The organism is Pantoea sp. Seng (genome assembly GCF_009829935.1).
GTDB classification, from domain to species: Bacteria; Pseudomonadota; Gammaproteobacteria; order Enterobacterales; family Enterobacteriaceae; genus Pantoea; species Pantoea communis.
Genome location: NZ_SZZV01000016.1, coordinates 1 through 15,442, shown reverse-complemented (window position 1 = coordinate 15,442; position 15,442 = coordinate 1). Strand labels below are relative to the sequence as shown.

10 protein-coding genes and 1 rRNA gene are annotated in these 15,442 nt (G+C 55.5%); 5 read left to right on the top strand and 6 right to left on the bottom strand.

The window, feature by feature from the left end; genetic code table 11:
• The first annotated feature begins 214 nt into the window (after positions 1–214).
• The 4 genes from yjbE (at position 215) to FD737_RS16610 (ending at position 4,012) form a co-directional block, all read left to right on the top strand.
• Positions 215–463 carry an exopolysaccharide production protein YjbE gene (gene yjbE, locus FD737_RS16625; RefSeq protein WP_034827112.1) on the top strand — a complete coding sequence of 83 codons (249 nt, stop codon included), beginning with the start codon at positions 215–217 and terminating at the stop codon, positions 461–463.
• Between the two features lie 77 nt (positions 464–540).
• Positions 541–1,188 carry a YjbF family lipoprotein gene (locus FD737_RS16620; protein WP_160834052.1) on the top strand — a complete coding sequence of 216 codons (648 nt, stop codon included), beginning with the start codon at positions 541–543 and terminating at the stop codon, positions 1,186–1,188.
• Positions 1,185–1,922 carry a capsule biosynthesis GfcC family protein gene (locus tag FD737_RS16615; protein WP_160834051.1) on the top strand — a complete coding sequence of 246 codons (738 nt, stop codon included), beginning with the start codon at positions 1,185–1,187 and terminating at the stop codon, positions 1,920–1,922. The genes FD737_RS16620 and FD737_RS16615 overlap by 4 nt, the downstream gene beginning before the upstream one ends.
• A complete protein-coding gene (locus FD737_RS16610) occupies positions 1,922–4,012 on the top strand; it encodes a YjbH domain-containing protein (RefSeq protein ID WP_058960031.1) in 2,091 nt (696 codons plus the stop codon). The genes FD737_RS16615 and FD737_RS16610 overlap by 1 nt, the downstream gene beginning before the upstream one ends.
• 119 nt (positions 4,013–4,131) lie before the next feature.
• Here FD737_RS16610 and metH read toward each other — a convergent pair whose 3' ends face one another.
• Positions 4,132–7,815, bottom strand: a complete 3,684-nt coding sequence (metH, locus tag FD737_RS16605; RefSeq protein ID WP_160834050.1) for a methionine synthase — start codon at positions 7,813–7,815, stop codon at positions 4,132–4,134.
• 198 nt (positions 7,816–8,013) lie between these two features.
• On the opposite strand from metH, the gene iclR reads away from it, so the two are divergent.
• Positions 8,014–8,844: a glyoxylate bypass operon transcriptional repressor IclR gene (iclR, locus tag FD737_RS16600; protein WP_038643723.1), complete on the top strand. Its 831-nt coding sequence runs from the start codon at positions 8,014–8,016 to the stop codon at positions 8,842–8,844.
• Here iclR and aceK read toward each other — a convergent pair.
• From aceK to rrf, 5 genes are all read right to left on the bottom strand, one after another.
• A complete protein-coding gene (aceK, locus tag FD737_RS16595) occupies positions 8,841–10,574 on the bottom strand; it encodes a bifunctional isocitrate dehydrogenase kinase/phosphatase (protein ID WP_160834049.1) in 1,734 nt (577 codons plus the stop codon). The two genes, iclR and aceK, sit on opposite strands and share 4 nt — an antisense overlap.
• A gap of 133 nt (positions 10,575–10,707) precedes the next feature.
• The gene (gene aceA / locus FD737_RS16590) at positions 10,708–12,009 is read right to left on the bottom strand and encodes an isocitrate lyase (protein WP_058960030.1); all 1,302 of its coding nucleotides are present in this window, start codon (positions 12,007–12,009) and stop codon (positions 10,708–10,710) included.
• A gap of 16 nt (positions 12,010–12,025) precedes the next feature.
• Complete coding sequence (gene aceB / locus FD737_RS16585) at positions 12,026–13,624, bottom strand: malate synthase A (RefSeq protein ID WP_160834048.1); 1,599 nt, start codon at positions 13,622–13,624, stop codon at positions 12,026–12,028.
• Positions 13,625–13,895: 271 nt separating this feature from the next.
• Positions 13,896–14,825, bottom strand: a complete 930-nt coding sequence (metA, locus tag FD737_RS16580; RefSeq protein ID WP_034827128.1) for a homoserine O-succinyltransferase — start codon at positions 14,823–14,825, stop codon at positions 13,896–13,898.
• Between the two features lie 384 nt (positions 14,826–15,209).
• A 5S ribosomal RNA gene (gene rrf, locus FD737_RS16575) occupies positions 15,210–15,325 on the bottom strand.
• Positions 15,326–15,442: the final 117 nt, after the last annotated feature.

The window sequence follows — 15,442 nt, the reverse complement described above, 5'->3', positions numbered from 1 at the left end:
GCCCCAACCACTCAAATATCCCGCTACCTGAAAAATATTCATTTAAAAAAAGCAGCTATCGCCAATTCGCCGTATTTATCACCAGAATAACCCCTGTTTTTCACCCTCTTTTACTGGCGATGAACTCTGGTAATTTGTTGCCCTATACTGAACGCGCCCGAAATTAGGGTACATCCTTCATTCATTTGTTTCTAAAAATGCAGGAAACGTTGTTATGAAAAAACTGATGGTTGCCGGTGCAGCCTTACTTTACGTTGCCGTTTCTTCCGCTGCGATTGCCGCACCGGAAGAAGCTGGTGCTGCAGCGGGCGCGCAGGCGGGAGCAATCTCGACCGGTGCCACGACCGCTGTGGGTATCGGCGCACTGGGCGCGTTAGTAGGACTCGGCATCGCTGCTGCTGGCGGCGGTGACGGCGCAAATACCGGCACAACAACGACCACCACAACGAGCACCACGCGTTGATGTAGCACCTTTAAACATAACCACACAGCCGTGTGGTTATTTTTTGCCTGGTTTTATTTTTGACAGGGATATACACAGTGCACCGACTCTCCTTGCTACTTTTCTGCCTGCTGCTGCAGGCCTGCACACAAACACAAAAAGGCCTGGAACAAACCGTGATGCTGGCCGTGAAAGGTCCGGATGATGTCACCGTCACCGATGAGCAGGTTGCCAGTCTCCCTTACGCCAGCCTGTATGCGCGCATCAATGAAGGACCGCGTATCTTCGTGGTACTTGGGTATGACGAAAACGGCCAGCTGAAATGGATCACCCAGGATAAAGCGATGCTGGTGATGCAGCATGGCAGGCTCGTCAAAACACTGGGGCTGGCCAGCAACCTTGATGAGGTCAGCAATCTGGCGCAGGATCCGCTCGCCGATGCGCTGCATCTGCAAAACAATTTCAGCTGGACCCGCGTGGTGCAGTGGCGCGAGAAAGAGAAAGTACGCGCTGCCACCGCCACTTCCACCTTTCAGCGCGGCGATGACACCGTGCTGAACATCGCCGGTGAGCGCGTGCCCTGCCGTATCTGGATCGAGACCGTGCGAATGGATGATGTCGGCGCAGAATGGCAAAACACCTTCTGGATCGATAACCGTGATGGCAGCGTTTTGCAGGCAAATCAAATGCTCGCCGCAGATGCCTTCCCAGTTGAAACCACTATTCTGAAGCCGGCAAAATCATGAAAATAATCTCCCCTCTGTTAACGGCCATCGCGCTGCTGACGGCCGGTTATGCGCAGGCAGATAGCCAGGTAACGGTGCATGACCAGCACAGCCAACACAGCCTGCAGATCGATCATGCACAGAATCTGGCGCAGCTGGTCACCAACCCGGCACTGCACACCTGGTGGCCCGGTACGGTGATCGCTGAACGTGGCGCAACGGCGGTGGCACAGCAACAACAGCAACAGCTGCTGGCTGATTTACGCACCTGGCAGGCCGAAAGCGGCGATGCGCTGGCAGCGACCATTGGCGCAGTGATCCATCAGCTCAGCACGATACAGGTCACCGGACGCCAGTTCACTGAACTCGATCCTGATTGGGTGCGCCTGCGTCCAGAAGCCAATCGCACGCTACAGGGCAGCTACGAGCTCTACACGCTGCCTCAGCCTGACCAGGTGCTGATTCTCGGCGCGCTGGAACATCCCGGCAAAGCAAGCTGGCAACCCGGTCGCACCGTGCGTGATTACCTTGATACCCACGATCGCCTGTCAGGAGCCGAGCGCAGTTTCGCCACGGTGATCTCGCCTTCGGGCCAGATGCAGCAGGTGCCGGTCGCCTACTGGAATCAACGTCACGTGGAAGTGGCACCCGGCAGCATCATCTGGCTGGGCTTTACCTCATGGAGCCTGCCGTGGGGAAAAGCTGATTTGAATGCGCGCATGCTTTCTGTTCTGACACACCGGATTCCAGACTGATGAAAAAACAATTACTTCTCAGCCTGTTGGCTGCTTCTGTCTCTGCGGCATGCCAGGTGCACGCGGAAACCTGGCCGGAACCCATCGGGCCATCACAATCGGATTTCGGCGGCGTGGGTTTGATGCAGACCCCCACGGCACGCATGGCGAAAGAGGGCGAATTCAGCCTGAACTTCCGCGATAACGATCAATATCGCTACTACTCTGCTTCGCTGCAGCTGTTCCCATGGCTGGAAACCACCGTGCGTTACACTGACGTGCGTACGCGCCGCTATAGCGCAGTTGAAGGCTTCAGTGGCGACCAAAGTTATAAAGACAAAGCCTTCGATGTGAAGCTGCGTCTGTGGCAGGAGAGCTACTGGCTGCCTGAAGTGGCAGTCGGATCGCGTGATTTGGGCGGTACCGGCCTGTTTGACAGTGAATATCTGGTGGCAACCAAAGCCTGGGGACCGTTTGATTTCACCATGGGCATCGGCTGGGGCTACCTCGGTAACAGCGGCAGTATCAAAAACCCGTTCTGCTCCTACAGCGATAGCTTCTGTAGCCGTACCGGCGGTGGCTCGGCGGGTTCTATCAATGGTTCCCAGATGTTCCACGGCCCGGCAGCACTGTTTGGCGGCGTGGAGTATCAAACCCCCTGGCAGCCGCTACGTCTGAAGCTGGAATATGAAGGCAATGACTATCAGGATGACTTTGCCGGACGTCTGGAACAGCGCAGCAAGGTCAACGTGGGAGCGATTTATCGCCTGACCGATTGGGCCGATATCAACGCCAGCTATGAGCGTGGCAACACCTTTATGTTTGGCGTGACCGTGCGCACTAACTTCAACGATTTGCGCCAGTCGCACATTGATAGTGCCAAACCGGCTTATAACCCGCAGCCGCAGGGTGATCTGTTGCAACCGACGGTGGTAGCCAACCAGCTGACCGATCTGAAGTACAACGCCGGATTAAGCGGTCCGCGCATCCAGACCAAAGGCAGTACGCTGTATGTCTCTGGCGAACAGACGAAATACCGCGATACGCGCGAAGGCGTCGATCGTGCCAATCGCATCATCATGAACAACCTGCCGGCCGGCATTGATACCATAGATGTCACCGAGTCGCGTCTCAATATGCCGCAGGTGACCACCCGCACTGATGTCGCCAGTCTGCACAATGCGCTGAGCGGTTACCCGCTGGGTCATGAGCAGCCGCTGCAGCAGACGCGTGAGAATCCGGTCGATCCTGGCGAGACTGAACAAGGCTTCTTTATCCGCAAAGATCGCCTTCACTACAATCTGGCACCGGTGCTCAATCAGTCGGTTGGTGGGCCTGAGAGCTTCTACATGTACCAACTGGGCGTGATGGGCAGCGTTGATTACGCACTGACCGATCACCTGCTGGTTAGCGGCAGCCTGTTTGGTAACCTCGCCAATAACTACGACAAATTTAACTACAACGGCGCACCGGCTGACTCCACCCTGCCGCGCGTGCGTACCCATATTCGCGACTACGTCGAGAACAATGTCTACGTTAATGACCTGCAAGCCAACTACATGGGGTATCTCGGCAATGGCTTCTATGGCCAGGTGTACGGCGGTTATCTCGAAACCATGTACGGCGGCGTGGGTGGTGAAGTGTTGTATCGTCCGATAGACAGCAACTGGGCTTTTGGTGTTGATGCCAACTACGTGAAACAACGTGACTGGGACAACATGATGCAGTTCACCGACTACAAAGCGCCAACCGGACACTTCACCGCGTACTGGCGCCCATGGTTCATGCAGGACGTGCTGGTGAAAGCCAGCGTCGGTGAATATCTGGCGAAAGATAAAGGTGTGACGGTCGATGTGTCGAAGCGCTTCGACAGCGGTGTGATGGTCGGCTTCTACGCCACCAAAACCAACGTGTCCGCCGAAGCCTATGGCGAAGGCGACTTCACCAAAGGCTTCTATATCTCGATTCCAATGGATCTGTTTACCGTGACGCCAACCCGTGGCCGTGCGCAGGTGAATTGGGTGCCGCTAACGCGTGATGGCGGACAGATGCTGGGGCGTAAATATCAGCTGTATGACATGACCTCAGATCGTGATGCGCGGTTTAATTAACGACAAGTGTGGAAGGTTGAAACGGCGTTGACCTCCAGGCGCATTCCTGGAGGTTTCGGGGCCTTGCCTGGTTGGGCCCCGACTGAATGCTCTGCGTATCCTTTTACGCCATCAGCCCATCAATCCGCGTCATAACCCAGATTCGGTGCCAGCCAGCGCTCAACCTCGCTGACACTCATCCCTTTACGCGCCGCGTAATCTTCCACCTGATCACGCTGAATCTGCGCCACAGCGAAGTATTTGCTGTCCGGATGGCTGAAATACCAGCCGGATACTGCCGCACCCGGCCACATAGCAAAGGACTCCGTGAGCTTCATGCCAGTGTGCGTCTCCACATCCAGCAACTGCCAGATTTGCGCTTTCTCCGTGTGTTCCGGACAGGCCGGATAGCCCGGAGCAGGACGAATGCCCTGATAATTTTCGCGAATCAACTCTTCGTTACTCAGGTTCTCATGAGCGGCAAAGCCCCAAATCACCTTACGTACCCGCTCATGCAGATATTCGGCAAAAACTTCTGCCAGACGATCTGCCAGCGCCTTGATCATGATTTTGTTGTAGTCATCATGCTGCTGTTCATAGGCTTCGGCCAGCGCATCCTCTTCCAGTCCACCGGTGACAGCAAACGCGCCGAGATAATCGGCTTTAGCGCTGGATTTCGGTGCGACAAAGTCAGCTAAGCAGTAGTTGGCGAAGTCGGTTTTCTCGGTCTGCTGACGTAAGTGATGGCTCACACCTATCACCTGATCGCGGTTTTCATCACGGTAGACTTCAATATCGTCTCCGACGCGGTTTGCCGGGAAAATCCCAACTACGCCACGCGGATTGAGGGTGCCGGTTTCACTGAGCCTGTCCAACATGGCGTTGGCATCGGCAAACAGGCGTTTAGCCTCTTCACCCACCACTTCATCTTCGAGAATGCGCGGGTATTTCCCCGCCAGCGACCAGGTCATAAAGAACGGCGTCCAGTCGATGTAATTACGGAGGGTGTCGATACTGGCTTCAACCGCGCTGACCCCAAGGCGATGCGCGACCGGCGGCGTATAGCTTTCCCAGTCGATGGCGTAATCGTTGTCGCGTGCGGTTTGCAGGCTGACCGGCGGCGTGCGTGGCTTCTTACGTGCGTGCTGAATGCGCACCGTGTCGTACTCTTTGCGCGTGCGGGCCACAAACTCCTCTTTGAGGCTTTCTGAGAGCAGTGAAGAGACAACACCCACGGTGCGTGAGGCGTTTTGCACATACACCGTTGGACCACTGTAGTTCTGCTCGATCTTCACTGCCGTATGCGCTTTCGACGTGGTCGCACCGCCAATCAGTAACGGGATGGTGAAGCCCTGGCGCTCCATCTCTTTCGCCACGTTGACCATCTCATCCAGCGAAGGCGTAATCAGCCCGGAAAGCCCAATGATATCGGCATTTTCAGCAATGGCGGTTTTCAGGATTTTGTCACTTGGCACCATCACGCCAAGATCGATAATTTCGTAGTTATTACACTGCAGCACCACGCCGACAATGTTTTTACCGATGTCATGCACATCGCCCTTCACCGTCGCCAGCACGATTTTACCGTTACTGCGCCCGGCTTCTTTGCTGGCTTCAATATAAGGTTCGAGATAGGCCACCGCTTGCTTCATCACGCGCGCCGATTTCACTACCTGCGGCAGGAACATTTTGCCCTCGCCGAACAGATCACCGACCACGTTCATGCCGGACATCAGCGGCCCTTCAATCACTTCAATGGGCCTTGCGGCAGCCTGACGCGCTTCCTCGGTGTCCAGCTCAATAAACTCTGTGATGCCTTTTACCAGCGAGTATTCCAGACGTTTAACCACATCCCAGCTACGCCATTCGGCCTGCTGCTTCTCCTGCTCACCGTCGCTCTTGCTACCGCGATATTTCTCCGCCAGCTCCAGCAAACGCTCAGTGCCATCGTCACGACGGTTCAGCACCACATCTTCCACCGCATCACGCAGTTCTGCGGGCAAGTCGTCATAGATCGCCAGCTGACCGGCGTTGACGATGCCCATATCCATCCCATTGCGAATCGCGTAATAGAGGAACACCGCGTGAATCGCCTCGCGCACTGGATCGTTACCACGGAAGGAGAACGACACGTTAGACACGCCGCCGGAGATCATCGCATGCGGCAGCTCGCGCTTGATGTCTTCACAGGCGCCGATAAAGTCCATCGCATAGTTGTTATGCTCTTCAATACCGGTGGCGACTGCGAAGATGTTTGGGTCGAAAATGATGTCTTCTGGCGGGAAACCGACCTCTTCCGTCAGAATCTTGTAGGCGCGACGACAGATTTCGATTTTACGTGCGCGGGTATCCGCCTGGCCGACTTCATCAAACGCCATCACCACCATGGCGGCACCGTAGCGTCGCACTTTACGCGCGTGTTCGATAAACGGCTCAACGCCCTCTTTCATCGAAATTGAGTTAACGATGCCTTTGCCCTGAATGCACTGCAGCCCTTTCTCGATCACCTCCCACTTGGAGGAGTCGATCATGATCGGTACGCGCGCGATATCGGGTTCACCGGCAATCAGGTTGAGGAAGCGCACCATCGCAGCTTCCGCATCCAGCATGCCTTCGTCCATGTTGATATCGATAATTTGCGCGCCGCTTTCCACCTGCTGACGGGCCACATCCAACGCTTCGTTGTACTTCTCTTCTTTAATCAGACGCTTAAATTTGGCCGAACCCGTGACGTTGGTGCGTTCACCGACGTTCACAAACAGCGACTCAGCGTGAATATTCAGGGGTTCCAGACCGGACAGACGGCAGGCAACAGGGATTTCAGGCAGCTGGCGGGGGGCAACGCCCTCAACCGCCGCCGCCATCGCCGCGATATGTTCCGGCGTGGTACCGCAGCAGCCGCCGATGATATTCAGGAAACCGGCTCGCGCCCATTCGCCGATCTGTTCAGCCATGGTTGCCGCATCTAAATCGTATTCACCAAACGCATTCGGCAAACCGGCGTTAGGGTGAGCAGTGACATAACCTTCCGCAATGCGGGATAGCTCCTGCACGTACTGGCGTAGCTCGTCTGGACCGAGCGCACAGTTCAGGCCAAACGACAGCGGCTCGGCGTGGCGCAGTGAGTTGTAGAAACCTTCTGTGGTCTGGCCGGAGAGTGTGCGACCCGAGGCATCGGTAATGGTACCGGAGATCATCACCGGCAGCTTCACGCCCATCGCTTCCATCTCGACCTGCACCGCGTAAATCGCCGCCTTGGCATTCAGGGTATCGAACACCGTCTCAATCATGATCAGATCTGAACCACCCGCAATCAGCGCATGCGTTGATTCGCGGTAGGCTTCCACCAGCTGATTGAAGGTGACGTTTCGGAAGGCAGGATCATTCACATCCGGCGAGATGGAGCAGGTGCGGTTGGTGGGGCCGAGCACGCCCGCAACATAGCGCGGTCGGTCAGGTGTTTTTACCGTCCATGCATCCGCACTGGCGCGCGCCAGTTTTGCCGCTTCAAAGTTAATCTCCGCTGACAAAGCTTCCATCGCGTAATCTGCCATCGCAATGGTGGTGGAGTTGAAGGTGTTGGTTTCCAGAATATCTGCGCCAGCGGCAAGATAAGCATCATGAATTTCGCGAATAACGTCCGGTTTGGTGAGCACTAACAGGTCGTTATTGCCGTTCAAATCGGAGGGCCAGTCGGCAAAACGGCTGCCACGAAAATCGGCTTCGCTGAGTTTATAACTCTGAATCATGGTGCCCATGCCACCGTCCAAAATCATAATCCGCTGTGCCAGTTGCTGATGCAGCATTTCTGTTTTATTGCTCACTCTCGCCCCGTCCACGTCATTGCGTTGGCTAATATGCCAGCCAAACATACTGGCATAACTTTCCGGTGAGCAAAAGTCACGACAGATGAGACATTTTCAGCCTGAAAGCATTACAGATCCGACCAGTAAAGCAGCGTTTGCATTCATACGCCCAAAAACGAAAATGGTTTCCAGCATTGATGCGATTGTGGAGACGTTATGGCAACCCCAGTACCGGCGAAACGTGGAAAAAAACCGCGTGCCGCAACAGCCACCAGCGCCCCGGCAGGTGGGCAAGTTCAATCCCTGACGCGCGGTTTGCGTTTACTTGAACTGATCGCCGAATCTCACGGCAGCGTTGCCCTGACCGAGCTGGCACAACAGGCCGGATTACCTAACTCCACCACGCACCGCTTGCTGACCACCATGCAGCAGCAGGGATTTGTGCATCAGGTTGGTGATCTGGGCTTCTGGACCATCGGCTCACATGCCTTTGTGGTCGGCAGCAGTTTTCTTCAGAGCCGCAATCTGCTGGCGATTGTGCATCCCATCCTGCGTAAACTGATGGAAGATGCCGGAGAGACAGTGAATCTGGCGGTGCTGGATCTCAGCGACTATCAGGCAGTGATTATCGACCAGGTGCAGTGTACGCAGCTGATGCGTATGTCGGCACCGATTGGCGGTAAGCTACCGATGCACGCGTCTGGCGCAGGCAAAGCATTTCTCGCCCATCTCAGCGATGAGCAGGTGACCGCGCTGTTGCATCAGAAAGGATTGCACCACTACACGCCGAAAACTTTGATGTCTCCGCACAGCCTGAAAGAGAATCTGGCGCTGATTCGCAAGATGGGCTTCTCACATGATGATGAAGAGCACGCGCTGGGCCTGCGCTGCGTGGCGGCACCCATCTATGATGAGCACGGCGAGCCTTTTGCCGCCATCTCGATTTCCGGCCCGATAGCACGCATGACCGACGACCGTGTGACCGAACTGGGCGCGCTGGTGATCCGCGCCGCCAGGCAGGTCACGCAGACCTATTCTGGCCGCTAAGCGGCCACCGACGCATAGCGCGCGCTGAAACGCTGTCCGGCGCGCCAGGCGATCACTTCTTCGATATACCCTTCCCGGATGCGCGTTTGCAGCGCGCGCCACCAGCCCGGATCAAACAGCTGCGGGTGCAGCGCGAGCAATAACTTACCGGTGCCCGGCTCGCTGCACAGCGCATAGCGGAAAGTTTCCGGGAACACATCATCCGGCCCCACGCTGTACCACGGCTCGGCTTGCAGCTCATCCTCTTCGTAACGCGCTGGCGGCACATCGCGGAACTGCAGTTCAGTCATAGGCCGAATTTCATCGTAGTCGTAAAACACCACGCGACCGTGACGCGTCATGCCGAAGTTTTTGAATAGCATGTCGCCGGGGAAAATGTTCGCTGCCGCCAACTGGCGAATCGCATCGCCATATTCGCCAATCGCGTGCTGACGCTGTTCTGGTGTGGCCTGCGCCAGCCACAAATTGAGTGGCTCCATACGGCGTTCCAGCCACAGATGGCGGATGATCAGCACATCGTCACGCAGTTCCATCTTCTCCGGAATATCGCGTTCAAACTCCGCCATCAGCGCTGCCGGGATGCGTGCGCGCGGTATCGCGAAGTACTCAAACTCTTGGGTATCAGCCATACGTCCCACGCGGTCGTGCTCTTTGACCATGCGATAGCAGTCACGCACCTGCGCATCGGTGACCTCTTTCTGCGGCGCGAAGCGATCTTTAATCACCTTAAATACGCGATCAAATCCGGGCAGTGTAAACACCAGCATCACCATGCCGCGGATGCCGGGCGCGATGGTGAACTCTTCGTCGCTGTGTGACAGATAATGCAGGTATTCGCGGTAGCATTCGGTTTTGCCGTGTTTCTGGCAGCCGATGGCCATGTAGCGTTCGGCGAGGGTTTTACCCGGCAGAATCGGTTGCAGCCAGGCAACCAGCGCGGCGGGCACCGGTGCATACACCATAAAATAGGCGCGTGCGAAGCCAAACACGATGCTGGCGTCGTCGCTGTCGGTTAAGCAGGTATCGATCCACAAGCGTCCCGCCTCATCGCGCTGGATGGGCAGCAAGCAAGGCACCATGCCATCACTCAACTGCAATCGCGCCACGATCCAGGCGGTTTTATTGCGGTAGAACAGTTCACCGGCGACATCCAGCGTGGCGGTGGCCAGTTGAGCGGGGCTGAACTGTTCATGCAAGTGGCGGACGATCCAGCCGATATCGCGGGTGATATCCTGCCAGGGCAAGCGCAAAGGAATATCGTTCAGAACCTGCCTTAATACTTCATGCCAGCTGCCTTGTGGACGGTACAGCCGCGACAATGGACGTTGTGCCATCGGCGCGGCGACATAGGGCTGCGACGGGAAGATAAACAGCCGATTGGGATCGAGATGGCTGTGCCCCTGCAAGCGACAATAGACGGAATTAAAGAAGCTTTCGGCAATTTCATGGCGCGGATAACCGGGTAGCAGCGTCTCATAGTGGCTTTTTACCCGCAGCCAGAACGCTTCATCCCAGTTTGACACATCATTGAGGATGCGCAGTTGGTTGGTCACCAATCCAACATGGTGATCGTAAAGATGGATACGCGCTTTCATTGCCTGCTGCACGGCATGCCAGTCGGCCTGCTCGAAGCGCTGCTGGGCGCCTGCGGTGATATCCAGAAAGCGGCCATACTGCGCGTCGAAACCTTGCAGAATGGTGTGGGCGATCAGAGATTCTCTCGGTGTCATCGGCAACGCTCCGGCAAAGGGAGCCCATCCATGGGCCAGGCGTGATGAAAGTCCGCGATGCGGTTTTAGTCGGCATCAATGGCGACCCTACGAATGGGTCTTGCAATTTTCGTAGGGTACGCATGCAGACTGATCAGAACTGCGCAGCTTCTGTCGAACCGGTCAGTGCGGTCACGGAAGACTGGCCGCCCTGAATCACGTTGGTGATGCGATCAAAATAGCCGGTGCCCACTTCCTGCTGATGCGAGGAGAAGGTGTAGCCTTTTTCGCGCGCGGCAAATTCCGGCTGCTGCACTTTCTCAACGTAATGGCGCATCCCTTCACCCTGCGCATACGCGTGTGCCAGATCGAACATGTTGAACCACATGCTATGAATGCCGGCCAGCGTAATGAACTGGAAGCGATAGCCCATGTCGCTTAATGCCTGCTGGAAACGGGCGATGGTGCGATCGTCGAGATTCTTCTTCCAGTTGAATGACGGCGAGCAGTTGTAGGCCAGCAACTTGCCCGGATACTGCGCGTGAATCGCGTCGGCAAAACGTTGCGCCAGTTCGAGATCCGGCGTCGAGGTTTCGCACCACAATACATCTGCGTACGGCGCATACGACAAGCCACGGCTGATCGCCTGCTCAATACCGGCGCGAGTACGGAAGAACCCTTCAGCGGTACGTTGCCCGGTGATAAACGGCGCATCGCGCTCGTCACAGTCGGAGGTAATCAAGTCAGCGGCATCCGCATCGGTGCGTGCCAGCAATATCGTCGGCACACCCATGACATCAGCTGCCAGCCGCGCAGCCACCAGTTTCTGAATCGCTTCCTGAGTGGGCACTAACACTTTGCCACCCATATGGCCACACTTCTTCACCGAGGCCAGCTGATCTTCAAAGTGCACCGCACCGGCACCTGCCTGAATCATCGATTTCATCAGCTCGAAGGCATTGAGCACGCCACCAAAACCCGCTTCTGCATCCGCCACAATCGGCAGGAAGTAGTCAATAAAGCCTTCATCTTCTGGCGACAGACCATTCGCCCACTGAATCTGGTCGGCGCGCTGGAAGCTCTGATTGATACGCTCGACCACATTCGGCACCGAGTTCGCCGGATAGAGCGACTGATCGGGATACATCTGCCCGGCCATATTCGCATCCGCAGCCACCTGCCAGCCGGAGAGATAGATCGCCTCTATTCCGGCTTTGGCTTGCTGTATTGCCTGCCCGCCGGTTAAGGCGCCGAGGCTGTTGATATACCCTTTGGTGGACTCACCATTGAGCAACGACCACAGTTTATTCGCCCCGCGCTCTGCCAGCGTGCAGGCCGGATTCACTGAGCCACGCAGGTTGATAACATCTTCCGCGCTATAGGGGCGGGTAATGCCCTGCCAGCGTGCGTCGTTCCAGCTCGATTCCAGTTGTTTGATCTGTTGGTGACGATTCATAGCGTTATCTCCAGGTTCATGGCAGCAGGCGGTAGCCCGGCAGAGTAAGGAAAGAAACCAGCTCGTTATCCGTGGTGATTTGCGCCATCAGCGCGGCGGCATCGGCAAAGCGTCCGCTACGGAAGCGCTCCTCGCCCAGCGTTTGTTGCAGGGCCAGCATCTCTTCATCGAGTAGCCGCTCAAACAGTTCGGCGGTCACCAGTTGGCCATCGCTGAGGATCTGCTTGTGATGAATCCACTGCCAGATGGAGGTGCGGGCAATTTCTGCCGTGGCGGCATCCTCCATCAACCCATCAATCGGCACGCAGCCGTTACCCCCAATCCACGCCTCAAGGTACTGCAACGCCACGCGAATGTTGGCGCGCATACCCACTTCAGTGCGCAGACCCCGACATGGCCGCAGCAGACGTTCGGCGGTGATGGGTGCATCCTGATCGCGACTGACCTGCAGCTGATTAGGCTGATTGCCGAGCTGCCGGTCGAATTCAGCCATGGCGATATCGGCCAGCCCCGGATGCGCGACCCAGGTGCCGTCATGACCGTTGCCGGCTTCACGCGCTTTGTCTTCTTGTACTTTCTGCATCACCCACGCATTACGCTCGGCATCTTTGCTCGGAATCAGCGCGGACATGCCGCCCATCGCCAGTGCGCCGCGGCGGTGGCAGGTTTTGATCAGCAACCGTGAATAGGCATCGAGGAAGGGCTGATCCATACTGATTTGCTGGCGGTCCGGCAGAATGCGATCGCCGTGCTGTGCCAGGGTTTTGATGTAGCTGAAGATGTAATCCCAGCGACCACAGTTCAGGCCCACCACGTGATCGCGCAGCTCCCACAAGATCTCATCCATCTGGAATACCGCTGGCAGCGTTTCGATCAATACCGTGGCTTTGATGGTGCCGCGCGGCAGATCAAAGCGATCCTCGCTAAAGCGGAAAATCTCACGCCACCACGCCACTTCAGATGCATGCTCGGTTTTTGGCAGATAAAACCAGGGGCCATGCCCCTTTTCCAGCAGTGCCTCAACGTTGTGGAACAGGTAGAGCGCAAAATCAAACAGCCCGCCGGGAATGGCCCGATCGCGCCACTCAACGTGTTTTTCATTCAGATGCAGCCCACGTACACGACACATCAGCAGAGCAGGATCGGATTTCAGCTGGTAGATCTTGCCCGCTTCACTGGTGAAGTTCAGCGTGCCGTTGACCGCATCCCGCAGTGTCAGCTGGCCATCCATCAATTTCTGCCAGGTGGGTGCCAGCGAATCCTCGAAATCGGCCATGAAGACGTTGACGTTCGCATTCAGCGCGTTGATCACCATTTTGCGATCCGGCGGGCCGGTGATCTCGACGCGACGATCGCGCAGCAATTGGGGAATCGGGCGAACCTGCCAGTCACGTTCACGAATGGAAGTGGTTTCCGAATCAAAGTCAGGTAAGGCACCCTGATCGTAACGATGCTGGCGCTGCTGACGTGCTTTTAGCAGGCGCTCACGTTCCGGTGCAAAACGCGCGACCAGTGTGTGCAGGAAGTCGATGGCTTGCGGGGTGAGCAGCTGCTTTTCCGCGTAGGTAAGGGGCTGAGTGAAGGTCAGCGTATTGTGGATAACCGAATCTGTCATGCGGGCTGCTCCTGTTATGATCCGTCCCCATTTACGGGGATCCGGGTGTAGGGTGATTTTTAACCGGCAAGATCAGAGCATAATGATTTTTATCTTATTTTCAAAAACTATTTCCATTTTTATATTTAAACTGCCTTATTATACTGATAAATATGTAATTTAAACTCTCAAATTAAAGGCAATGGATTCCACAAGCTTGCGCAAGGCAAAAAAAATGCCGCGACAGCACGAGGCTGTCACGGCACATTTAACGAGAAAAGCGAGCTTTGCTTTAGTCGAGTGTGGGGTTCATATGACGCAGATCGAACGGTGTAATCTGGTAAACGTAATAGTTTAGCCAGTTTGAGAACAACAGATTACCGTGGCTGCGCCAGGTGGCACGCGGTGGCAGTTCAGGATTGTCTTGTGGGAAGTAGTTAAATGGTACTTCCGGATGCAGCCCGGCATCATAATCACGATGGTATTCACCGGATAACGTCAGCGCATCGTATTCAGGATGGCCAGTTACAAACGCCAGGCGCTTGTCTTTGCTCGCCATCAGGTAAGCCCCGGTGGCGTCAGATTCGGCAAACAACTCTAGATCGGTATAGTCGCGAATTAACTGGCTCGGGAAATCAGCATAACGCGAATGCGGCGCGAGGAAATTGTCGTCAAATCCACGGGTTAACAAAGCATGCGGATGCAGGATTTGATGTTCATACACGCCTGAAAGTTTGTTCTGACGCGTTTGCTTTGGAATGCCGTACAGAATGTTCAGCGCGGCTTGTACCGCCCAACAGACAAACAGCGTGGATGTGACGTGTTCTTTCGCCCAGTGCAGCACACGCTGAATCTGCGGCCAGTATGCCACGTCATTGAAATCCACCAATCCCAGCGGGGCACCCGTAACGATCAGACCATCGAAATTATCGTGCTCAATATCTTCGAAGTTGCAGTAAAAGTTATTGAGATGCTCGCTCGGCGTATTGCGTGACTCACGGCTGTCGATGCGCAGTAGCTGTATGTCGATCTGCAGTGGCGAGTTGGAGAGTAAGCGTAAGAACTGATTTTCCGTTTCGATCTTTTTTGGCATCAGGTTGAGGATCAGTACTTTTAGCGGGCGAATCTCCTGAACACTGGCGCGCGATGAGGCCATGACAAACACGTTCTCATTACGCAAAAAATTCACTGCCGGTAATTCGTCGGGGATTCTGATTGGCATAGCTAACTGACCTCTTACTGATAACCGTATAAACGTTTAGACATCCAGATGCCCGAGATTAGCCTGACATCCGCTGAATGTCGAGTCTTCATGCGGATTATGAAAATGTTTCAGTTTAAAGGGGGATTTGGAGGTCTGATCCGCCTATTTATGCTACATCTTTGCGCGACCAACGCGGTGTTCTATGCGTTTTTTGCATATAGATGAGGTGTAATGACAGTCTTTGAGAGGAAAAATGGGGGATTTTACGGAGCACTTCAATCTTTTTTCGCAGCGCATTTAGCGGTATTTTGGCGATCTTCGTGGCTGTTAGTATTGATTTCGCCGATCTGCAGACGTAAAAAAACCCTGAACTTTCGTTCAGGGTTTCTTCACTTATTTAATGCCTGGCAGTTCCCTACTCTCGCATGGGGAGACCCCACACTACCATCGGCGCTACGGCGTTTCACTTCTGAGTTCGGCATGGGGTCAGGTGGGACCACCGCGCTAAAGCCGCCAGGCAAATTCTTGTGCTCTGTCCTGTGTCTTTTGTGCTGATGCTGCGTTGCTCTCCCTCGCGTAACTCAGTCACATACCTCAGTATGCTCCTTCGTTCCGTCCCGGTCGGCGCCTTGCCT

Coding starts and splice junctions, on each gene's coding strand:
- iclR (WP_038643723.1), top strand. CDS start 8,014: ATGGCAACCCCAGTACCGGCGAAACGTGGAAAAAAACCGCGTGCCGCA.
- aceA (WP_058960030.1), bottom strand. CDS start 12,009: ATGAATCGTCACCAACAGATCAAACAACTGGAATCGAGCTGGAACGAC.
- metA (WP_034827128.1), bottom strand. CDS start 14,825: ATGCCAATCAGAATCCCCGACGAATTACCGGCAGTGAATTTTTTGCGT.
- aceB (WP_160834048.1), bottom strand. CDS start 13,624: ATGACAGATTCGGTTATCCACAATACGCTGACCTTCACTCAGCCCCTT.
- FD737_RS16615 (WP_160834051.1), top strand. CDS start 1,185: ATGAAAATAATCTCCCCTCTGTTAACGGCCATCGCGCTGCTGACGGCC.
- FD737_RS16610 (WP_058960031.1), top strand. CDS start 1,922: ATGAAAAAACAATTACTTCTCAGCCTGTTGGCTGCTTCTGTCTCTGCG.
- yjbE (WP_034827112.1), top strand. CDS start 215: ATGAAAAAACTGATGGTTGCCGGTGCAGCCTTACTTTACGTTGCCGTT.
- aceK (WP_160834049.1), bottom strand. CDS start 10,574: ATGACACCGAGAGAATCTCTGATCGCCCACACCATTCTGCAAGGTTTC.